Genomic DNA, 20,836 nt, shown 5'->3' with positions numbered 1-20,836 from the left:
GTATATATCGTAATACTCAGCCATAACTGTAAAGCAAAAGGTTTAACTGAATAAGGAGTAGTTACCTACTCCTTATAGTGTTTTACATTTATAAATCTAAAAAATCAATTATACTCAACGAAAACAACAACTGTAACTTCTGCTTTAGAATAATCTATATCGTTCAACCTGTTACCACTTTGATCTAAAATATAATTAAATTCTATTTCAATACTATCAATTTTGTATTCTGAACCTCCTAATTCAAAAGTAGTTCCGATTAGTATAATCTCCCTCCTAAATCCAATATCGCTTCTTCCATGAATGATTTCAATTAGTTTTTCTTTATCAGAAAAAAAATCAATATTACTTCCGTTCACATGTCTTATCTGAAAAATAGTTTCCATAACAATTTAATTAAGAACCGCACATTTCACAATCCTCTGGGCCTGAAGCATTACGGCTGCGCTCCAGCATTGCCTGAAACTCGCTTACTTCCATACCCTGGCTTTGCGTTTCGGCTGCAACTGCTGCCTCTGCCGGTACTTTTTCTGCTTTTTTATCATTATTAAGGGTAAATTTAATGGCGTCAACAGCACTTTTTGTCCTAAGGTAATACATACCGGTTTTAAGCCCCGATTTCCATGCATAAAAATGCATTGAGGTCAGTTTTGCAAAATTGGCATTCTCCATGAACAGGTTTAGCGACTGCGACTGGTCAATAAAGTATCCCCTCTGGCGGGACATATCAATAATGTCCTTCATACTCATTTCCCATACTGTTTTATACAGTTCCTTAATATCCTGTGGAATGGCATCAATATCCTGTATAGAGCCGTTTGCCCTCATTATTTCCTGCTTCAGTTCATCATTCCATATACCAAGGTCAACCAAGTCACGCAACAGGTGTTTATTTACTACGATAAATTCCCCTGAAAGTACCCTCCTGGTATAAATGTTAGATGTATAAGGTTCAAACGCTTCATTGTTGCCTAATATTTGGGATGTAGATGCTGTAGGCATTGGGGCAAGCAATAAAGAGTTCCTTACGCCATTTTCCATAACCTCTTTCCTTAAAGAAGCCCAGTCCCAACGGCCGCTTAAGTCTTCGTCCTTAAGCCCCCACAAATTATACTGGAATTCTCCCTGCGATATAGGCGAACCTTTAAACGTTGAGTAAGGCCCTTCTTCCTTAGCCAGTTCCATACTGGCGGTTACTGCCGCAAAATATATGGTTTCAAATATTTCCTGATTCAGTTGTTTGGCCTCATCGCTGGTAAAAGGCATGCGCATTAATATAAATGCATCGGCAAGCCCCTGCACACCCAGCCCAACCGGGCGGTGGCGCATGTTGCTGTTTTCAGCCTCCTTAACCGGATAGTAATTACGGTCTATAACCTTATTAAGGTTACGGGTAATACGCTTGGTAACCTGGTATAAATATTCGTGGTTAAACACTCCTTCTTCCACAAACATTGGCAAGGATATAGATGCAAGGTTACATACCGCAATTTCATCTTCGCTGGTGTACTCCATAATTTCAGTACAAAGATTAGATGAACGTATAACCCCTAAATTCTTTTGGTTTGATTTCCTGTTGGCTGCATCTTTATACAGCATATACGGAGTTCCTGTTTCAATTTGAGATTCCAGGATTTTTTCCCAAAGCTCACGTGCTTTTATGGTTTTGCGCCCCCTGTTTTCTGCCTCATATTTTTCATACATTGCCTCAAATTCATCTCCATATACATCATACAGCCCCGGGCATTCGTTAGGGCACATAAGTGTCCACTGCCCATCCTGCTCTACACGTTTCATGAAAAGGTCGGGCATCCACATGGCATAAAATAAATCACGGGCACGCATTTCCTCTTTACCATGATTTTTTTTCAGGTCAAGGAAGTCAAAAATATCGGCATGCCATGGCTCAATGTACACGGCAAAGCTTCCTTTACGCTTACCGCCGCCTTGGTCAACATAACGGGCAGTATCATTAAATACACGCAGCATTGGCACAATACCGTTTGATGTACCGTTTGTACCGCGAATGTAGGAACCGGTTGCCCTTACATTATGTATTGAAAGCCCTATACCCCCGGCTGACTGTGATATTTTTGCAGTATTTTTAAGCGTATCATAAATACCGTCTATACTGTCATCCTTCATGGTTAGCAGGAAGCAGGAAGACATTTGCGGTTTTGGCGTACCTGCATTAAATAATGTAGGCGTAGCGTGGGTAAAGAATTTTTTAGACATCAGCTCATAGGTTTCTATGGCTGCGTCAATATCATCCAGATGGATACCTACAGATACACGCATAAGCATGTGCTGTGGCCTTTCCACTATTTTACCGTTTATTTTTAAAAGGTAGGAACGTTCAAGGGTTTTAAACCCGAAGTAATCATAGTTAAAGTCCCTGTTGTATATAATGCTGGAATCAAGCATTTCAGCATTTGCCATAATTGCTTCATATACCTCATCCGAAAGCAACGGCGATTCTTTCCCTGTGCGCGGATTTACGTAATGGTACATATCCGACATGGTTTCCGAGAAAGACTTTTTAGTATTTTTATGCAGGTTAGATACTGCAATACGTGCTGCCAGCTGTGCATAGTCAGGGTGCGTAACTGTCATAGAAGCTGCTGTTTCAGCAGCAAGGTTATCCAGTTCTGATGTGCTAACCCCGTCATAAAGCCCTTCTATAACGCGCATTGCTACTTTTACAGGATCTACAAGATCACTTAATTCATAGCATAATATCCTTACTCTGTCGGTAATTTTATCGAACATTACCGGCTCTCTCCGTCCGTCTCTTTTTACTACATACATATGGCAACATTTTAAAGGTTAGTAATTGGCAGGTGCCTTTGGCACCCTATATAATTGGATTTCTTTCTGCTTTTAAAAATCAGCGTCGAAACTGATTTTCTGCGAATCGCCGTCTTTATTAAGCACACCCGCTTTTTGGTACTCTGACACCCTTTTTTCAAAGAAGTTGGTTTTACCCTGAAGCGATATCATATCCATAAAATCAAATGGGTTACCCACATTAAACTGCCTTTCGCAGCCCAGCTCTACCAAAAGCCTGTCGGTTACAAATTCAAGGTACTGTGTCATTAATACAGCATTCATGCCAATAAGGCTTACAGGCAACGATTCGGTAATAAACTCCCTTTCAATATTAAGGGCATCTATAATAATTTCTTTTATCCTGTCCTTTGGCACTTTATTTACCAGGTGGTGGTTGTGCAGGTGAACGGCAAAATCGCAATGCACACCCTCGTCCCTTGATATCAGCTCATTGGAAAAAGTAAGCCCCGGCATTAAGCCGCGTTTTTTAAGCCAGAAAATAGAGCAGAACGCGCCCGAAAAGAAAATCCCTTCAACAGCGGCAAACGCAATAAGCCTTTCGGCAAATGAGTCAGATTCTATCCAGCGTAATGCCCAGTCTGCTTTCTTTTTAATAGCAGGAAACACTTCAATGGCATGAAACAGTTTATCTTTTTCTGCATCATCCTTTACATAGGTATCTATAAGCAGCGAATAGGTTTCGCTGTGTATATTTTCCATCATTATCTGGAAGCCGTAAAAAAACTTCGCTTCCGGATACTGCACTTCATTTACAAAATTTTCGGCAAGGTTTTCATTTACAATACCATCCGAAGCCGCAAAAAAGGCAAGTATGTGTTTTATAAAATATTTTTCGTCCTCATTCAGTTTATTGTTCCAGTCCGTAAGGTCCTGGTGAAGGTCAATTTCTTCTGCCGTCCAGAAACTCGCTTCCATTTTTTTGTACCACTCCCAAATATCGTGGTGCTTTATGGGGAAAATTACAAACCTGTTTTTGTTTTCCTGTAAAATTGGTTCTGATGCAGACATATTATTTTGACTTTTATGGTATTATAGAAAATGATTATTTCCTTATCGAGAGATACAAAGATTGGCATTTACTGTAAAAAATGAAAGCCAAACTTATTCACAATCGGCAAGAGTTTTTAACAACACCTTAAAATTACAGCAACATTAAATAAAAACACAACAAATTAAAAATCAGTAACTTATAAAATGTAAATTTAAAGATTTTTTAGCAGTAAACACTAATAAAAACAGCAGTTTAACGCCTTTTTGGAGAAGGATTATCTTTAAGTTCCGCAGCAACTTTTTCAAGTTCGTTATACCAGTCCTGCCCAAACCTGCGGATGAGTGCTTCGCGCACAAATTTATATACCGGCACTTCCAGCTCTTTGCCCAAAGCGCAGGCATCGCTGCAAATATCCCAGCGATCATAATTAACTGCGGCAAACTCGGTAAAATCTTTTACGCGTATAGGGTATAAATGGCAGGAAACAGGTTTTTTCCAATTCACCAGGCCCTGGTTATAAGCCTGTTCAATACCGCAAAGGGCGGTTTTGCCATCAAAAATAACATAAGCGCAGTCCTTATTATCTATAAGCGGGGTTTCAAGGTCGCCGTCAGTACCTGTTACCCATGTTCCCTGCCCCTCTATGGCAGCTATGCCTTCTTTGCGCAAAAATGGCTTCACCTTAGGATAAATTTCTTCAAGTATAAGGGTTTCCTCTTTAGTAAGCGGGGCGCCGGCATCGCCATCTATACAGCAGGCACCTTTGCAGGCCGAAAGGTTGCATACAAATTCCTTTTCAAGGATATCTTCAGAAACTATGGTTTTCCCTAATTGAAACATGCGGCAAATATAACTAAACTTAACACACAAAAGGTGTAACTAAAATCCTGCTAAAAATTAACGGATAATTTACCCTTGGCATTAATTTATACAATACTTTTGCAGTCCTTAATTATCAATGTATTATGATTTTTGACTGGAAAGAGGTTTTTACCGTTAGCATGGTGCTTTTTGCTGTTATAGATATAGTGGGCAGTGTGCCTATTATTGTTGACCTGCGCAACAAGCTGGGCCACATACAATCGGAAAAAGCATCAGTTGTGGCAATGATTATCATGATTGCCTTCCTGTTTGTGGGAGAGGAAATTTTAAAGCTTATTGGTATTGATGCCAGCTCGTTTGCCGTGGCAGGCTCATTTGTACTTTTTTTCCTTGCACTGGAAATGATACTGGGCATACGCCTTTATAAAGATGACAACCCCAGCACCGCATCTATAGTACCCATAGCCTTTCCGCTTATAGCAGGCGCCGGAACCATGACTACCATTCTTTCACTTAGGGCAGAATATGAAAAAATAAATATAATAACAGCTATTGTAATTAACGTTATTGTGGTATATGCCGTGCTAAAATCATCATCAAAAATAGAACGGATACTGGGCGTGAACGGCCTTGGCGTTATCCGCAAAGTTTTTGGTGTTATACTGCTTGCAATCGCTGTTAAATTATTCGCTGCCAATGTTAAACAATTGTTTCTTTAGCATTAGATTTATTAATTTTACCTTTTGAAATGACTATGTCATTTATTTTTACTAAAAATTCTGAAAAATGAAATTTTTTATTTACGCGCTTATGGTAATCGCCGTAGGCTTAATCGTCTTTAACGTTACATTACTGGACTTTAACAACCTGCTTAAAGGCAACAGCCTTATAGCACTTATAGGGATAATAGCCTCTTTATGCGCCGTTTGCATACTGCTTATATTCAGGATGGCTAAAAGTATTGATGAAAAAACCAGGAACCTGTAACCATGTTTGATGTTTTGATTATAGGCGGTGGTGTATCGGGGGTTTCCTGTGCACTTGTTTTAGGGTCAGCATTGCAAAAACCCTATGCTAATGACAAAAAAATAGGCATACTTACCCACCAAAAGGCATCTTCGTTACAGGATGCACTTTTTAATAATGCCTATGGCATACCTGCCGGCACATTAGGTAAAGACCTTATGGAAAACAGCCTACAGCAACTACAGGAGCTTTACCCGGAAGTAACGCAACTGCCGAATGAAAAAGTGCTAAAAGTAGAAGGAAACGCAGGCAACTTTACCATAACCACCAATAAAAATAATTATACTGCCAATGTTATAGTAGTGGGCATAGGTTCTGCCAATACATTTGCCATTGAAGGGCTAACCGAATATATAATACCGCACAAAAAGGCAATGCCTGAAAAAAACCGAATACAACTTAGCAATGAAGACCATTTAGTGGCTGAAGGCATTTATGTGGCAGGTACACTTGCAGGGCACAGGAGCCAGCTTGCCATTGCGGCAGGAAGCGGCGCAGCAGTAGCTACTGATATTTTAACGTTATGGAATGATGGTAAACAAAGTCAGCATCACGACAGCACCCGTCCTAAACTATAATACTATATATGCAACTATAAACTATTTAGCTGAAACCTGTCAGGCTTTGCAGCAACCATCCAATTTTTTGTAAGCTGCAGGATCAGCTTTTACCTCATCTGCATCATAACCAAGTTTGCTTATAGCTTGCTTTATGGCAGTCAGGTCAGTTTTTTTGCTATTATATACAACCTTAATAGTCATAGCTTCCTCATTCAGCTCCACCATTTGAATTCCTTTTTCGCGCAGCAATTTTTGGTTAAACAGTTGCCCGCATGTTTCGCACACTTTACAATGGTCGCAGGAAATAGCTGTTTTTATAGTGGCTGTCTTTACCGTTTTTCCTTGTTGTGCCATAACTGTAGTGGTAATACAGAACAAGGCAAAGAGGAAAAATAAGGGTTTATTTACTAGTGTTTTCATTCTTTTTATTTTTATTGTTACTATTTAATATGGCATTAACCATATTATCTTCCTTAAGTATCATCTGGTAATATTTCTTTTCATTTACCAGTTGCCTTACAAACTCAGCGGCGAGATACCTTTTTATTTTATCCTTATGTTTTGCAAGGTGTAACGAAAGCCCGTTATTGGCAAGATAGTAGGCAAATGCATTATAATATTCATCTGTACCGGTTATTTTGTCCGCAATCTTTTCAGCAGATAGCCCTTCAAAGCTTTTACGTTTACCGTCTAACTGCTCAAATACAAAGTAGCTTACCACACCGCTTTGCATTACCAGTGTTATAGCCTCATCCCCATGTTTACCCTCAAGAGGCACAAAAACATCCGGAACAATACCGCCACCGCCATACACAACCCTGCCGCCTACTGTTTTAAACTTAAGTGTATCAGCTACTTTTATACTGTCGGCAGCATAAAGCTCGCCACTTTCATATCTCTTTTGGAATTCATTAAAATAAGCTTCGCCACCATTGGCATAACTGCGCTGTATAGAACGCCCGGAAGGGGTATAATAGCGCGCAACCGTAAGCCTTACCGCACTGCCATCGCCCAAAGGCATTTCTCTTTGCACAAGCCCCTTACCAAAGGAACGCCGCCCTACAATGGTGCCCCTGTCATTATCCTGCACGGCACCTGCAAGTATTTCACTGGCCGAAGCACTGTTTTCATTTATAAGTATGTAAACCCTGCCTTCTTCAAAACTTCCTTTATCTGTAGCATAGGTTATATCTTCACGTCCTTTTTTGTTTACGGTTTTAACAATTAGTTTATCATCCTTAAGTAAATCATCAGCTATATCAACCGCCTTTTCAAGATAGCCCCCGCCATTATCCCTAACATCTATAATAAGTTCTTTCATTCCCTGCTGCTTTAATTCCGTAAGGGCTTTATGAAACTCATCATAGGTAGTTTCGGCAAAGCGGTTTATTTTTATAAAGCCAAGTGTATTGGTAACCATTACAGCAGCGTCAACGCTTTTAATGGGCACCACATCCCTGCGCAGGTTAACCTTAAACTTTTTGTTTTCGCTTTTTCTATATATAGTTAAAGTTATTTTAGAGCCTTCCTTACCCTTAAGTTTAGAAAAAAGGCTGTCATTAGGCAGCTTTTTGCCATATAACTGGTAATTGTCGGCAAACAATATCCGGTCGCCGGGCTTTATGCCTGCCTTATCAGACGGCCCGCCGGGAATAGGCTTTATTACAGCAACAGAATCCTTGTACATATAAAAGTTTACACCTATACCCACAAAATCGCCCTTCATGCTTTGGGCAACTTCTTCCATTTCATTTTTTGCTATATAAACCGAATGAGGGTCAAGTTTTTCAAGTATGCTGTTCACAGTAAGGTCAACAATAGAATCGGTATCAACCTCATCAACATATTCACTTTCTATAAAGTCTATCAGCTTGTTAAGTTTGCTTTTATTGGAGCCTGATATCATACCCCTGCGCTCTGTGGGAAAGTTAAGGAAGCTTCCCAGCAAAAGCCCTGCTGCAAGAAACAGGGAGAATATAAACGGCAACAGGATTTTATTTTTTTTCATTCTACATTTAGTCCAAATCCGGAATGCACTCCACCTGTACGCCCGCTTTCATAAGAAAATCTATACCCGACTCATCTTTATAGCCGGACTGGTACACCACCCTTGTAATGCCTGACTGGTGAATGAGCTTACTACAGTCTTTACAGGGCGACATGGTAATATACAGGGTTGCGCCTTCGCAGGATTGCGTTGAACGGGCCACTTTTAATATTGCATTGGCTTCAGCATGCAGCACGTACCATTTGGTTATGCCGGCTGCGTCCTCGCAACAGTTTTCAAACCCCGACGGTGTCCCGTTATAGCCATCGGAAATTATCATTCTGTCTTTTACAATAATTGCGCCAACTTTTTTACGCTGGCAGTAGGATAACTGGCTCCATTCCCTTGCTATTCGCAGGTAAGCCTTATCATATTTATTTAGTTTTTTATCTTCCATTAATATAGTAACGTAAATTTACCTCTTTATATTCACCCCACGCAATACTACTGCCATATTTCGCTTTCTATAACCATAGGCAGTGCCACACCTATTACAAAAGCCGAGGCAACAAGCATCCAGTCGCGGCGTGAAAATTTAAGAAGGTGCTGCACAAGCAGGGCCAGCAAAAGCACGGCAGTTACAACTATAATATGCGATGCTTCAATACCCAGTGCAAATTCAAGCAATGGCAGCAGCTTGCCTTCGGCATTGCCTTTGATAATCATTTTAAAATAATTGGCAAAACCCAGCCCGTGTATTAGCCCAAAAAACAAGGTTACCACTGCTGAAACCGTAATATTTTTACCGGCAGGCTTTCCTGCCCCTGCCAAATTATAAATGGCCGTAAGCAATATGGTTACGGGTATTAAAAACTCTACAAGGCTTGCCTTTACACCTACCACATTATATACCGAAAGGATTAATGCCATTGTATGGCCAATAGTGAAAAGCGTAACCAGCAATAATACATCTTTCCAGTTTTTAAAAGTAAAGGGTACCACAAGTGCTATCATAAACAGCACATGGTCATAAGCATTAATATCAAGCACATGCTTCAGGCCCAGATTAAAGTAAAACCAAAATTCGCTCATAACGTATATTTACCGAGCAAATTTATACTTTTTCGGGCAAAGGTATGGCATGTAATGCACACACATTAAAAATCTTATAAAAACATTTACTTACATAAAATATAGATTTATATTTGCCGAAATTTTTTAATAAATCCAATTATGTCGATTTCAGATTTATTTGACAGCGGTTTTAAGGCAAGGAACAAAGGACACTTTTCGGCTATTGTAAGGGTTGCCATGGAAAACGGGCATATTACTACTGAAGAAAAGCTTTTTCTTGACAAGCTTGCCAAGCAGCTTGAAATTTCAGATGATGAGTATGCTGAAATTTTAGCCAATCCATTAAAGTATCCTATAAACCCTCCGTATTTATATGTACAAAGGCTGGAACGCCTTTACGACCTATCAAGGATGGTTTATGCCGACCACATACTTGGGCCAAAGCAAAAAGAAATTCTTACACGCTTTGCGCTGGCTTTAGGTTTTACACCGGGCAACGTACATTACATTGTGGACAAAGCATTGTCGCTATTGGTAATGGGCGCAGATTCGGATACGTTTGTATATGAAATGCAGCACATGAACAAATAAAAAAAGCCCCAAATTTGGGGCTTTTTTTATTTATCTGCTGCTTTACGCATAAACTCTTCTGCTTTTTCCACCATATTATAACTCCCACAAAAAAATGGTACCCTTTGGTGCAGTTCTGTAGGCTGTATTTCCATAATACGGCTAAAACCATCCGAAGCTTTGCCTCCCGCCTGCTCTGCTATAAATGCCATTGGGTTACATTCATACAAAAGGCGTAGTTTCCCTTTAGGTGCTTTGGAACTGGTAGGGTATATATAAATACCGCCTTTTACCATGTTCCTGTGTATATCAGAAACAAGGCTGCCAATATACCTTGATGTATAAGGCCTTTCTCCCTCCTCAAGCTGGCAGTATTTAATATAATCTTTTACACCCTGCGGAAAGTGTACATAGTTTCCTTCGTTTATAGAATATATGTTGCCGTCTTTCGGAAAAGTAAGGTTAGGGTGCGAAAGGTAAAATGTGCCTATAGCCGGGTTTAAAGTAAACCCGTTAACACCATTTCCTGTAGTATATACAATCATGGTAGATGTACCATAGATAACATAGCCTGCCGCTACCTGGTTTACACCGGGCTGAAGGAAATCTTCCAAAGTTACAGGTGTGCCTACGGGTGTTACCCTGCGGTAAACGGAAAATATTGTGCCTACCGATACATTTACATCTATATTGGAAGAACCGTCCAGCGGATCGATAAGTACCACATATTTGTTGTTATGGCAGCCGTCCTGCCCTTGTATCGTAATGAAATCATCATTCTCCTCAGAAGCTATTCCGCAAACAATTTCACGGTTAATCAGCGTCTGCATAAACACCTCGTTGGCATATACATCCAGTTTCTGCTGGTCTTCCCCCTGCACATTCTGCTCGCCAAAAGCACCAATAATATCTACAAGCCCTGCTTTGTTTACCTTATAATTTACCACCTTGGCTGCAAGCCTTATGGAGTTTATAAGCCTTGATAATTCACCCGAGGAATATTTAAAATCCTCCTGTTTTTCAATAATAAATTCGCCTAATGTTTTGTTGCGTTCTTCCATTACTATATCGTTGTAGTTGAGTTGCGGGCACAAATATCACAATTTTTGTGATAACTAAATAATTTATTATTGCATAAAGGAATACAATGTATTTTTGCCTTAAATTTTGTGTATGATTATTCGCGAGGGCACTAAACAAGATATGCCTGCCGTACTGGAACTGATTAAGGAACTGGCTGCTTTTGAAAAAGAACCCGAAGCCGTAGTGGTTACGGTTGATGAGCTTGTTAAGGATGGCTTTGGCAAAAGCCCGCTTTTTAAAACATTTGTTGCCGAAACCAATGGTGAAATTATAGGCATGGCTTTATTTTACTATCGCTACAGCACCTGGAAAGGGAAAACAATACACCTGGAAGACCTGATTGTAAAAGCTGAAAAGCGTGGCACAGGTGCAGGCAGGGCTCTTTATAAAGAAGTAATTAACTTTGCCAGGGAGCAGGGCGTGCGCCGTGTGGAATGGGTAGTGCTTAACTGGAACCATAATGCCATACGGTTTTACGAACGTTCCGGTGCAGTTATATTACAGGACTGGCTAACAGTGCAGATGGACGAAGAAGGCATTGCAAATTTTACACTTGATATACAGGCATTAAAATAAATTCGGATGAAAGTATTTAAATTCGGCGGGGCATCGGTTAAAGATGCCGATGGCATTAAAAATGTTTATAATGTATTACAGCAAACAGGCCATAATGATGTGCTGCTGGTTATCTCGGCTATGGGAAAAACAACCAATGCGCTTGAGGTTGTAATTAAAAATTATTTTGACAGGTCGCCGGAACTTCAGGCTTCGGTTCAGGAAGTTAAAAAATACCATAACCAGATACTGCTTGACCTTTTTGATGAGGAAAACCACCCTGCTTTTAATGCCGTAAGCAAACTATTTACCGACCTCGAGGGCTTCCTTAAAAATAATAAATCACCTAATTATAATTTTGTGTATGACCAGGTGGTGAGCATGGGCGAAATAATTTCCACTACTATAGTAAGCCACTATTTTAATTATAAAGGGCTGCATAACCATTGGGTTGATGTGAGGGAGTACATTAAGACCGACAATACTTACCGTGATGCAATAGTAAACTGGGAGCAGACGCAACAAAACATATCAAAAAATATAAAGCGTAAAAACCTGAATATAACACAGGGCTTTTTAGGTTCGGACGAGAATAACTTTACTACTACACTGGGCAGGGAAGGTTCCGACTATACCGCGGCCATATTTGCCTACTGCCTTAATGCCGAAAGCGTTACAATATGGAAAGATGTGCCGGGCGTGCTGAATGCCGACCCACGCTACTTTGAAAATGCCATACTGCTGAACCAGATTTCCTACCGCGAAGCTATTGAACTCGCTTTTTACGGGGCTACGGTTATCCACCCGAAAACCCTGCAGCCGCTGCAACGCAAGGAGATACCATTATATGTAAAATCGTTTATCAACCCGCTTTTACCGGGAACCAGCGTGAGTAAAGGAGTCGACCTTGAGCCGCATACCCCCTGCTATATTGTAAAGAAAAACCAGTTGCTTATATCGCTTTCGTCACTTGATTTTTCTTTTATAATGGAGGAGAATATAAGCGACATTTTTGCACTGCTGCATAAATATAAAATGAAGGTGCACCTTATACAGAATTCCGCTATCAGTTTTTCGGTTTGCGCAGATGATAAGTTTGGCAATTTTAATGAGCTTAAAAGCCTGCTTTCCAAAAAGTTTAAGGTTACTTATAATGAAGATGTTTCATTATATACCATAAGGCATTTTAATGATAAATCTATAGATGCTGTTGCTAAAAACAAGGAAGTGCTTTTAAAGCAGGTGAGCCGCGAAACCATGCAGGTAGTAACTAAGGCGAGTTAAACGAAAAAGGTAAGTAAAAGTTATCATTTATTGAAATCCATGATTCATGTTTTATTAGAGGCGGTAATTATGTATATGAAAATTACAATTCATAATATTATTTAATCATGTTCCCATCAAATCAGCATTATCATCGTAGCTACTATATTTAACCTTATAGTTGCTTAATATTCTACACCCATAATAAATCCCTTTCACTTACATAATTATATTAATAAATATTTAACTTTGAATTTATCAAATTATATACAATTATGAAAATTCATGATATTTCGATTAAAAATTTTAGAGGGATAAAAAAGTTAAAAAATCTAAAAGCAGGAGACATAAATTCATTTGTAGGAAAAAATGATTCAGGCAAATCAACTATACTTAAAGCACTAGATGCTTTTTTTAATGAAAAATTCGCATCAAATGATGTGTTTAAAGGTAAAGAGAAAGATGAAAAAACAGAAATAATAATTCGCTTTACTCCACAACATGAAATACATCGTTTAGCTCTAGACTCTGAAGGCAAAATTTGCATTAGAAAAATCTTTCATTTTAATCCAAATAATGGTAGAGTAATAAAAGATATTAATTATATATGTCATGATATAGCAAGTGATACTATAGGCAATCTTTGGGGTATTAAGGAAAGTGATATAAACAAACAAATGCAAGAGTTAGAACTGGAGTTTTCTAAGTCCGGAAGGGGTGTTACAAATTTGTCAAAAATTGAAGCGATAGATGAACATACTCAAGAAACAGGAAGAGTAAAGAAAGAATATCCAGCAGATGAATATATAAAAAATTTAAGAAAGCAATATGATTTTTTCGATATTCCTGAATTCTCCCTTTTTGATGCAGAACAAGATTTAAACATTGGTTCAACTAGTTTTCAAAGCCAATTTAAACCTATAGCAACAAAATCACTGGATGATAATTTTGAATTAACTGAGAAATTAGAAAAAAATGTGCAATCGGATTTAGAAAATGAATTTAAAATTATCACGAATTTGATGCAAAAAAATGTTCCTGATTTAGAATTAATAAAGCCAAATGTTAGTTGTAATTGGAATAATCTCGTAAAATTTGATTTATCGTTAAAGTTTAGTGCCGAAAATTATGAAATCCCTATTGGAAATAAAGGAACAGGATTCAAAAGATTATTAATGGTAGCCTATTTCGAGTATTTAGCTAGTTTAAAATCATCCAAAAAATATCAAATTTTTGGCATTGAAGAACCTGAAACTTTTTTGCATCCAGAGCTTCAAAATGATTTATTAGATTCCATAATAGCATTATCTGATGAGAGTCAGTTTTTTATAACAACTCACTCACCCATTTTTGCAGGTGCTACAAAAAATTCCAATATAATCGTTGTAAAAAAAGAAAATGAGATATCAAATTATTTGAATTTTGAGAATGAAGATGAAATTCTTGATCTTGTTATTAAAGAACTTGGTATTAGACCCAATTACAACTTATTAAATGATAATTATCGAAAAATTATATTTGTTGAGGGAAGTGGAGACGTAAAGTTTTGGAATATTGCGTTGGAGAAAATTAATAATCATGTCCCTGATGATATTTTATTTATACCATGTGGGGGAGACCAAGTTGAGTTTTTTGTCAATGCTAAATTGTGCAGAAAAATAGGCAGAAAATTTCTTTTCATACTTGACTCTGATAAAGGCGCTGTTGATTATGAGAATAAACTAGCTAATAAAAAAGATTTAATAAAAAAGATTGAAGATATGGGAGGAGAAGTAATAATCTTACGAAAAAGAGAGATTGAAAATTATTATTCTAGAGATGCAATGCAAAGAATATTAGGAGACACTAAACTACCTGAAGAGTTTAAAATAGAGGATTTCAATGATATTAAAGAACAAATAAAATTACATGTTCTACCTTTAAAAGTAAATTTTAAAGCTAAAAATAACTTTACAGTGTTTGATGAAATGACAAAAGAAGAATGGCAATCAGCAGCTTTCAATATAGAAGACGGGAAGACCGACATCGAATTAATAATTTCTAAAATACTTGAGTAGTTAATTACTCCGCCGTAACCTATCATAATTGCACTCATTGTTACTTAACTAATTACAACAGAATACACTACTTTTGCCATTTTGGAGTTATAGTGTAGTGATGCTGAAAAAGAATGTTTTACTGTTGCTTTTGTGTTGTGTTTCCGCTGTTTACGGGCAGGAAATAACCACGCCTTATAAAAGCCGTAAAATATTTGTGGAGCGCGACACTCTGCAAATTGACAGCGTAAGTATAAACAACGCCTTTTTTGAGCTAAAAGACAGCAACGGTACTGCTATAAACACAAGTTTATATAAAATTGACTATGCAAAAGCAATACTTGTTTTTAGAAACGGTTATCGTGCTCAGGATTCACTGACTGTAAATTACCTTACTTACCCAGACTACCTTACCAAGCGATACAGCATTTATGATGACAGCCGTGTTGTAGCCAATGATGCCGTGAGCGGAACCCGCTATGCCTTAAAGCAGGATCCGGTTAGCACCTTTCGCCCTTTTGACGGGCTTACCACTTCGGGCAGCATTACCCGCGGCGTCACCGTGGGTAATAACCAAAATGCGGTGGTTAACTCAAACCTGGATTTGCAGATTACAGGAAAAATATCTGAAAAAGTAAGCCTGCGAGCCTCCATACAGGACAGCAATATCCCTTTGCAGGAAGGCGGATATTCCCAAAAACTGGATGAATTCGACCAGATTTTTATTGAAATGTTCAGTGATAACTGGAACATCCGTGCCGGCGACCTATTCCTGGAAAACAGGACTTCGCGGTTTCTTAATTTCAGCAAAAAGGTGCAGGGGCTATCCACAGCGTTTGCGTTTGGGGATGAGGACGCCAAAACATCTGTATTTGCAGCAGGCGCCCTGGTACGCGGCCAGTATGCAAGGAGTACCTTTACAGGGCAGGAAGGCAACCAGGGGCCTTACAAATTGCGCGGGCCAAATAATGAATTATATGTATTGGTCATATCCGGTTCCGAACGGGTTTTTGTAAACGGAATATTACTGGAACGGGGCGAAAATAATGACTATACTATAGATTATAATGCCGGAGAAATTATTTTCACATCGCTTTTCCCTATAACTTCTGAAATGCGCATTAATGTAGAATACCAGTATTCTGAACGGAACTATACCCGTTTTGTTACCTACGGCGGTATAACGCATGATGCTGAAAAATGGAGTATTGGCGGCTATGTTTACTCAGAAAATGACGTAAAAAACCAGCCACTGCAGCAAAACCTTTCGCAGGAACAGGTCAGCATATTAAAGGAGGCCGGCGATGATAATGCGCTTATGACTGCTCCTTCTGCATACCCGGATACGTATTCAGAAAACAAGATACTGTACCGAAAAGTGGTTATTAACGGTGTAGAAGCTTTTGAGTACTCTAACAATCCTGAGGAAGAATTATATAATGTACGTTTTACACTTTTGGGTAATAACCAGGGCAACTACATAATTTCGAACGCAGCGGCAGTAGGGCGGATTTATGAATATGTACCACCACAAAATGGTATTCCGCAGGGTAATTATGAGCCTGTAACACGGCTTACTTCACCACAAAAAATCCAGATAGCCACAGTAATGGGTAAATATAATCCCGGTGAAAAAACCTATATTGATTTTGAAGCGGGTGTAAGCAATAATGACCTCAATTTATTTTCTCCTATAGATGACGAAAATAACAAAGGCTTTGCAGGAAAAATAGATGCACGGCAAAGGCTTTATACAGGAACATGGCAGCTTGATGCTTTTGCAGATTACCAGTTTGTGCAGAAGGATTTCCGCACTATTGAGCGTTTGTTTAATATAGAATTTAACCGTGACTGGAACCTTAATGGCATATTAACCAATGAAGCGAGCCAAAGCTACTTAACTACAGGCATAGCCGCAAAGCTGCAACAAAATGGCGAAGTAGGCTACCAACTTGAACAACTGGACTTTTCCCATCTTTTTTCAGGGATAAGGCATGTTGTAAACGGGAGGCTAAAACTTAACGATGTTACCATACAGGACAGGGGCAGCTGGCTTGAAAGTGACAGTGAATATTCAACCTCAACATTTATACGAAATGAAGCTATAGCAAAGTACCACTTCGGCAGGAACTGGGTGGGCGCAACATCACGGATTGAAGACAACCGGGAAACGATAAAGGCAACCGGAGAATTTTCAGCACTTAGCCAGCGTTTCAATGAAATAGGTACTTTTTTGGGAAGGGGCGACAGTACAAAAGTATATGTTGAACTGGGTTATTTACAGCGTGCCAACGATAGTGTGGTTGGCGGACTGCTGCAAAAAGTGAACACTTCCCGTTCCTATTATCTTAAATCAAGGCTGCTGCAAACCGATAAAAGCGACCTGAGCCTTTTTGTAAACTATCGCAGGCTGAAGTATGAAGACCGTTCTTTGCAGGATGAACCTTCACTAAACTCAAGGCTTTTGTATAATGACAGATATTGGGATCAATTAGTGCAGGTAACTTCTGCTTACGAAACTTCCTCAGGCACAATAGCGCAACAGGAATTTACCTATCTTGAAGTAGAGCCGGGGCAAGGCATTTATACGTGGAACGATTATAACAATAACGGCATACAGGAACTCCAGGAATTTGAAATTGCACCTTTTCCTGACCAGGCTACATATATAAGGGTATTTTTACCTAACCAGGTTTTTGTGCGGACACACCAGAATAAATTTTCGCAATCGGTTATTTTAAACCCTGTACAATGGCAAAATGAAAAGGGGTTTAAAAAATTCCTTTCCCATTTTTATAACCAGTCCTCATTTATAATAGACCGGAAAATAAAACGAAACAATGATAATTTTGACCTCAATCCTTTTTCCGGAAGTGAACAGAACCTATTGGGGCTTAATTCCAGCATACGCAACAGTCTTTTTTACAACCGCGGAAAGCAGGACCATTCGGTTACCTATACTTATGTAAAAAACAGGGCAAAATCATTATTAACAGTCGGCTCGCAGGAAAACAACAATAGTTCGCATCAATTGCAGTATGCCCATCTTATACAAAAAACATGGCTGCTCAATATTAATGGTCAAACCATCAATTCATCTACCTATTCGGAAAATTACGGAAGTAAAAATTTTGAGATAGAAGGCTTTTTGGCAGGGCCCAAAGTTTCCTATATATTTTCCCGCAATGCAAGCTGGGATTTGTTTTATGAATACCGCAGCAAGGAGAACCGCATTGGGGAAGGTGAAACTTTATACCAGCAGCGTTTGGGAACTTCATTTAACTATGCCTCAGAAAAACAGTTTACGGCAAGTGGCGAGTTTTCCTATTATAAAAATGATTTTACCGGCAACCAGCTTTCTCCTGCTGCCTACCAGATGCTGGAAGGGCTTCAGGCGGGGCAAAACCTAACATGGCGGCTGCTCCTGCAAAAAAACCTTACCCAGTTCCTGGATATTAATATTAACTACCAGGGCAGGAAAAGCGAAACAAGTAAAACCATACATACCGGCAATGTGCAATTAAGGGCATTTTTTTAATTAAATGCTTTTTTTTCCTTATCGGTAAAGGCAGAAGATTGCTTCACGTATTTTTTTGTAAATGTTTTAAGCCCTTCGGGCTGATTAATGTAGTTTTTAATCAAGAAGGCCTTATCCTCTTTTATTTCTGAAGTGTATCCTGTTATCCAGGGCACATTATCCTGTATGTTAAGGCGTATAAGCCTTGCTTCATAATTATCAGGATGTTTTTTAATTGCAGCATCCAGCATATCGGTACCCCTGTTAAAGTATTTTGTTTTGGTAAAAAGGTTCCGCTCATATTTAGCCATAAGCACTACCGAGGCGGCTTTATACGCAACTAAAGTCCCGTTTTCATGGCCGGTATCAATACCCTCAAAAAGTTCATAAAAATAAGCTGCACTTTCTTTGGATGTAGCTGCTTCTACATAATATTTGCGGACATTATCCATCTCCGGTACATTGCTTATTAAAAGAAAAAAAACAAGTAAAAGTTTCATTGATAAAAATCTTTTATTCGATAAAAAATTGTAACTTAATTTGGAGTTATAAAATAATATGTTAAATTAGCAGTGTACGAATATAACATAATTTAAATATTAAGTATAAATGAGTATAAAAAATATTAAATATGCTATCTGCATAATTATTTTTATTCTTATCGGCTGCCAGGCCGAGGAAGAATTTATACAACAATCAAACCAAAAAAATTTCAGAATTAAAAAGCTAACCGAAGCTGAGTTCATGAAAAAAGCCCCTAAAGCGTTTGGAAAGATAAATCTTCTAAAAAACAACCTTAAAGACAATTATTACCAGCGAACTGTTGCAGTTAATAATGAATTTAAGGTATATACTGATGAAATTGTAGAAATAACAAAAGGCAACAGCACTTCTTATACGCTACCTATTTACAGGGACAATGAAACTAACTATGTTGAAAATCTGGTGCTGACGTTACAGCAGGATAACACCTACTCTGCCAAAATAGTTACCTACAACCTATCCGAAACAGAAAAAGCCTTATTGCAGGATGGTATATTTATTGATGCTTCCAAAGGCATGCAGGTACAAAATTTAGATAATGGTACTAACTTAGCCAATACTATTTTGGCAAAAGGCAATTCCAATAATTGTTTTGATATTCAGATAGAATATGAAATGTGCTGCCATAATGTGCACAGTACCTTAAGCATATTAAACGGAGTACACTGTACATGCCCCAGCCCGCCAACCGGATACACCTATGTTATTGCCGCAGTATCCTGCCAGGAAGACCTTGGCGGCGGCGGTGGCAGTGGTGGCGGGGATGACCCCTTTGGCAATATTGACCCGCCTGGTGATGGCGATAACGACATAGGCAACAACAACGGCGGTGGTAGTGGCAACGGCAGTGGAACGGGAACAGGCTCCTCCGGTAATGATGGAAATGATGATGGAAATGATGAAAACCAAGAACCTTCGGACAGTTTTGGCGATGACAATGACCACACCATACCTATTGTGTTTAACCCAAAACCAAAGCCTTGTGAAGATTTAAAAGAAAAATCCGACGATACAGAATTTATAAATAAAATGAAGGAGATGCGGCTGGACGCTTTTAACACTGTTGAAAGCGGGTATACAATGTACGATAATGAACCTGCTTATTCCGAAAAACAATTTGGCGGACTTGATGAAAATGGCAGCTATATTGATTTGGCATTCGACCCGGCAAGGGCTGCTGTTATTACCGGCTTTATGCACTGCCACTTAAATAATGCCGAAATTAAAAACTTTGCCGTATTTTCCCTTGATGATTTAATTGCTTTTGGTACATTAGTAGAAGACTCAACTGTATCGCTTGAAAAATTAACCATGTATGTAACCAGTAATAAAGGAACATTTGCCCTTAAAATAAAGAATAAGGCCAGTTTTATAAATGCTATTAATACCATTAAATCTGAAGCATTTTATAGACTCTACAATAGTATTTTTAGCGATAGAGTTCCTAAGGATTCAACCCCAAGCGAACAGGTTAAAGGGTTTTTAAGTTTTTTTAAAGCTTCAGGGCTTTCAACTTCCGAAGTTTATGAACTGTACCAGTGTGATTATAATTTTTCCAACTGGAAAAAAGTGGGGCTCGACCAAAACAATAACCTTACCTATACTAATTGTTAAATTATTATATTATGAAAAGATATATTCTGCTATTTTTTGTATGCTCGGCATTTCAATACCTGCAGGCGCAAACACCGCCTGTACTGCAATATAAAACCCTTGAAGATATTTCAACCAGTAATGACATTAACAAAGGTGATTATTTTAGGGACACTAATAATGTATTGGATAAGTTTACAGGCACCTGGCAGTACCAACAGGATAATACTACCTTTACCTTAAAAATGCGCAAAGTAAACCAGTTTTTAATGCAGGCACCCAATGCCGAGTTTTATTATTTTAAGGATATTATTTTGGTTACTTATAAATTGGTAAAAAACAATACCGTAGTAGTAGACCAACTGG

General features: G+C 38.6%; 20 protein-coding genes. 10 read left to right on the top strand and 10 right to left on the bottom strand.

Going from position 1 to position 20,836, the window contains the following annotated elements; genetic code table 11:
* Window positions 1-104 precede the first annotated feature (104 nt).
* The 4 genes from GSF09_RS07510 to GSF09_RS07495 form a co-directional block, all read right to left on the bottom strand.
* Window positions 105-386: a hypothetical protein gene (locus GSF09_RS07510; RefSeq protein WP_159800332.1), complete on the bottom strand. Its 282-nt coding sequence runs from the start codon at window positions 384-386 to the stop codon at window positions 105-107.
* Between the two features lie 10 nt (window positions 387-396).
* Window positions 397-2,808 carry a ribonucleoside-diphosphate reductase subunit alpha gene (locus GSF09_RS07505; RefSeq protein ID WP_159800331.1) on the bottom strand — a complete coding sequence of 804 codons (2,412 nt, stop codon included), beginning with the start codon at window positions 2,806-2,808 and terminating at the stop codon, window positions 397-399.
* Between the two features lie 72 nt (window positions 2,809-2,880).
* Complete coding sequence (locus GSF09_RS07500) at window positions 2,881-3,858, bottom strand: ribonucleotide-diphosphate reductase subunit beta (RefSeq protein ID WP_159800330.1); 978 nt, start codon at window positions 3,856-3,858, stop codon at window positions 2,881-2,883.
* A 235-nt stretch (window positions 3,859-4,093) separates the two neighbouring features.
* The gene (locus GSF09_RS07495) at window positions 4,094-4,681 is read right to left on the bottom strand and encodes a DUF3109 family protein (protein WP_159800329.1); all 588 of its coding nucleotides are present in this window, start codon (window positions 4,679-4,681) and stop codon (window positions 4,094-4,096) included.
* 125 nt (window positions 4,682-4,806) lie between these two features.
* On the opposite strand from GSF09_RS07495, the gene GSF09_RS07490 reads away from it, so the two are divergent.
* The 3 genes from GSF09_RS07490 to GSF09_RS07480 all read left to right on the top strand — a co-directional run bounded on the left by GSF09_RS07490 (window position 4,807) and on the right by GSF09_RS07480 (window position 6,267).
* Complete coding sequence (locus tag GSF09_RS07490) at window positions 4,807-5,382, top strand: MarC family protein (protein ID WP_159800328.1); 576 nt, start codon at window positions 4,807-4,809, stop codon at window positions 5,380-5,382.
* Between the two features lie 67 nt (window positions 5,383-5,449).
* The gene (locus tag GSF09_RS07485) at window positions 5,450-5,650 is read left to right on the top strand and encodes a hypothetical protein (RefSeq protein WP_159800327.1); all 201 of its coding nucleotides are present in this window, start codon (window positions 5,450-5,452) and stop codon (window positions 5,648-5,650) included.
* A 2-nt stretch (window positions 5,651-5,652) separates the two neighbouring features.
* Entirely contained in the window at window positions 5,653-6,267 is a 615-nt protein-coding gene (locus GSF09_RS07480) for an FAD-dependent oxidoreductase (RefSeq protein WP_159800326.1), read from the top strand.
* A gap of 39 nt (window positions 6,268-6,306) precedes the next feature.
* Here the strand turns inward: GSF09_RS07480 and GSF09_RS07475 are convergent, their stop codons facing one another.
* Genes GSF09_RS07475 through GSF09_RS07460 form a run of 4 tightly spaced genes read right to left on the bottom strand, consistent with a single transcriptional unit; the run spans window position 6,307 to window position 9,328 of the window.
* The gene (locus GSF09_RS07475; RefSeq protein ID WP_159800325.1) at window positions 6,307-6,669 is read right to left on the bottom strand and encodes a cation transporter; all 363 of its coding nucleotides are present in this window, start codon (window positions 6,667-6,669) and stop codon (window positions 6,307-6,309) included.
* Window positions 6,650-8,257 (bottom strand): S41 family peptidase, encoded by a 1,608-nt coding sequence (locus GSF09_RS07470; protein WP_159800324.1) that lies wholly within the window; start codon window positions 8,255-8,257, stop codon window positions 6,650-6,652. Before GSF09_RS07470 ends, GSF09_RS07475 begins: the two co-directional genes overlap by 20 nt.
* A gap of 7 nt (window positions 8,258-8,264) precedes the next feature.
* Entirely contained in the window at window positions 8,265-8,693 is a 429-nt protein-coding gene (locus tag GSF09_RS07465) for a dCMP deaminase family protein (RefSeq protein WP_159800323.1), read from the bottom strand.
* Between the two features lie 47 nt (window positions 8,694-8,740).
* Entirely contained in the window at window positions 8,741-9,328 is a 588-nt protein-coding gene (locus tag GSF09_RS07460; RefSeq protein WP_159800322.1) for a HupE/UreJ family protein, read from the bottom strand.
* 141 nt (window positions 9,329-9,469) lie between these two features.
* Here GSF09_RS07460 and GSF09_RS07455 point away from each other — a divergent pair, with 141 nt between their 5' ends.
* Window positions 9,470-9,901, top strand: coding sequence for a TerB family tellurite resistance protein (locus GSF09_RS07455; protein WP_159800321.1), 432 nt, complete (start codon window positions 9,470-9,472; stop codon window positions 9,899-9,901).
* 26 nt (window positions 9,902-9,927) lie between these two features.
* Here GSF09_RS07455 and fbp read toward each other — a convergent pair whose 3' ends face one another.
* Window positions 9,928-10,941: a class 1 fructose-bisphosphatase gene (gene fbp / locus GSF09_RS07450; RefSeq protein WP_159800320.1), complete on the bottom strand. Its 1,014-nt coding sequence runs from the start codon at window positions 10,939-10,941 to the stop codon at window positions 9,928-9,930.
* A gap of 112 nt (window positions 10,942-11,053) precedes the next feature.
* Between fbp and GSF09_RS07445 the strand changes: the two genes are divergently transcribed.
* From GSF09_RS07445 to GSF09_RS07430, 4 genes are all read left to right on the top strand, one after another.
* The gene (locus GSF09_RS07445) at window positions 11,054-11,539 is read left to right on the top strand and encodes a GNAT family N-acetyltransferase (RefSeq protein WP_159800319.1); all 486 of its coding nucleotides are present in this window, start codon (window positions 11,054-11,056) and stop codon (window positions 11,537-11,539) included.
* Window positions 11,540-11,545: 6 nt separating this feature from the next.
* The gene (locus tag GSF09_RS07440) at window positions 11,546-12,802 is read left to right on the top strand and encodes an aspartate kinase (protein WP_159800318.1); all 1,257 of its coding nucleotides are present in this window, start codon (window positions 11,546-11,548) and stop codon (window positions 12,800-12,802) included.
* Window positions 12,803-13,056: 254 nt separating this feature from the next.
* Window positions 13,057-14,838 carry an ATP-dependent endonuclease gene (locus GSF09_RS07435; protein ID WP_159800317.1) on the top strand — a complete coding sequence of 594 codons (1,782 nt, stop codon included), beginning with the start codon at window positions 13,057-13,059 and terminating at the stop codon, window positions 14,836-14,838.
* A gap of 100 nt (window positions 14,839-14,938) precedes the next feature.
* Window positions 14,939-18,355 (top strand): hypothetical protein, encoded by a 3,417-nt coding sequence (locus GSF09_RS07430; RefSeq protein WP_159800316.1) that lies wholly within the window; start codon window positions 14,939-14,941, stop codon window positions 18,353-18,355.
* On the opposite strand, the gene GSF09_RS07425 is transcribed toward GSF09_RS07430, so the two are convergent.
* Window positions 18,352-18,834 (bottom strand): hypothetical protein, encoded by a 483-nt coding sequence (locus tag GSF09_RS07425; protein ID WP_159800315.1) that lies wholly within the window; start codon window positions 18,832-18,834, stop codon window positions 18,352-18,354. The two genes, GSF09_RS07430 and GSF09_RS07425, sit on opposite strands and share 4 nt — an antisense overlap.
* Before the next feature lie 109 nt (window positions 18,835-18,943).
* Here GSF09_RS07425 and GSF09_RS07420 point away from each other — a divergent pair, with 109 nt between their 5' ends.
* Complete coding sequence (locus GSF09_RS07420; RefSeq protein WP_159800314.1) at window positions 18,944-20,491, top strand: hypothetical protein; 1,548 nt, start codon at window positions 18,944-18,946, stop codon at window positions 20,489-20,491.
* An 11-nt stretch (window positions 20,492-20,502) separates the two neighbouring features.
* The coding region (locus tag GSF09_RS07415) for a DUF6705 family protein (protein WP_370515984.1) at window positions 20,503-20,836 on the top strand (334 nt) is incomplete at its 3' end.

The organism is Flavobacterium sp. MK4S-17, assembly GCF_009848495.1.
In the GTDB taxonomy this organism is placed as follows: domain Bacteria; phylum Bacteroidota; class Bacteroidia; order Flavobacteriales; family Flavobacteriaceae; genus Flavobacterium.
The sequence above is the reverse complement of the archived record's forward strand: the minus strand, read 5'-3'. Positions and strand labels throughout refer to the sequence as shown.

Bases quoted from the DNA above. Each gene is read 5' to 3' on its own strand.
- GSF09_RS07510 (WP_159800332.1), bottom strand. From the start codon at position 386: ATGGAAACTATTTTTCAGATAAGACATGTGAACGGAAGTAATATTGAT.
- GSF09_RS07505 (WP_159800331.1), bottom strand. From the start codon at position 2,808: ATGTATGTAGTAAAAAGAGACGGACGGAGAGAGCCGGTAATGTTCGAT.
- GSF09_RS07500 (WP_159800330.1), bottom strand. From the start codon at position 3,858: ATGTCTGCATCAGAACCAATTTTACAGGAAAACAAAAACAGGTTTGTA.
- GSF09_RS07495 (WP_159800329.1), bottom strand. From the start codon at position 4,681: ATGTTTCAATTAGGGAAAACCATAGTTTCTGAAGATATCCTTGAAAAG.
- GSF09_RS07490 (WP_159800328.1), top strand. From the start codon at position 4,807: ATGATTTTTGACTGGAAAGAGGTTTTTACCGTTAGCATGGTGCTTTTT.
- GSF09_RS07485 (WP_159800327.1), top strand. From the start codon at position 5,450: ATGAAATTTTTTATTTACGCGCTTATGGTAATCGCCGTAGGCTTAATC.
- GSF09_RS07480 (WP_159800326.1), top strand. From the start codon at position 5,653: ATGTTTGATGTTTTGATTATAGGCGGTGGTGTATCGGGGGTTTCCTGT.
- GSF09_RS07475 (WP_159800325.1), bottom strand. From the start codon at position 6,669: ATGAAAACACTAGTAAATAAACCCTTATTTTTCCTCTTTGCCTTGTTC.
- GSF09_RS07470 (WP_159800324.1), bottom strand. From the start codon at position 8,257: ATGAAAAAAAATAAAATCCTGTTGCCGTTTATATTCTCCCTGTTTCTT.
- GSF09_RS07465 (WP_159800323.1), bottom strand. From the start codon at position 8,693: ATGGAAGATAAAAAACTAAATAAATATGATAAGGCTTACCTGCGAATA.
- GSF09_RS07460 (WP_159800322.1), bottom strand. From the start codon at position 9,328: ATGAGCGAATTTTGGTTTTACTTTAATCTGGGCCTGAAGCATGTGCTT.
- GSF09_RS07455 (WP_159800321.1), top strand. From the start codon at position 9,470: ATGTCGATTTCAGATTTATTTGACAGCGGTTTTAAGGCAAGGAACAAA.
- fbp (WP_159800320.1), bottom strand. From the start codon at position 10,941: ATGGAAGAACGCAACAAAACATTAGGCGAATTTATTATTGAAAAACAG.
- GSF09_RS07445 (WP_159800319.1), top strand. From the start codon at position 11,054: ATGATTATTCGCGAGGGCACTAAACAAGATATGCCTGCCGTACTGGAA.
- GSF09_RS07440 (WP_159800318.1), top strand. From the start codon at position 11,546: ATGAAAGTATTTAAATTCGGCGGGGCATCGGTTAAAGATGCCGATGGC.
- GSF09_RS07435 (WP_159800317.1), top strand. From the start codon at position 13,057: ATGAAAATTCATGATATTTCGATTAAAAATTTTAGAGGGATAAAAAAG.
- GSF09_RS07430 (WP_159800316.1), top strand. From the start codon at position 14,939: ATGCTGAAAAAGAATGTTTTACTGTTGCTTTTGTGTTGTGTTTCCGCT.
- GSF09_RS07425 (WP_159800315.1), bottom strand. From the start codon at position 18,834: ATGAAACTTTTACTTGTTTTTTTTCTTTTAATAAGCAATGTACCGGAG.
- GSF09_RS07420 (WP_159800314.1), top strand. From the start codon at position 18,944: ATGAGTATAAAAAATATTAAATATGCTATCTGCATAATTATTTTTATT.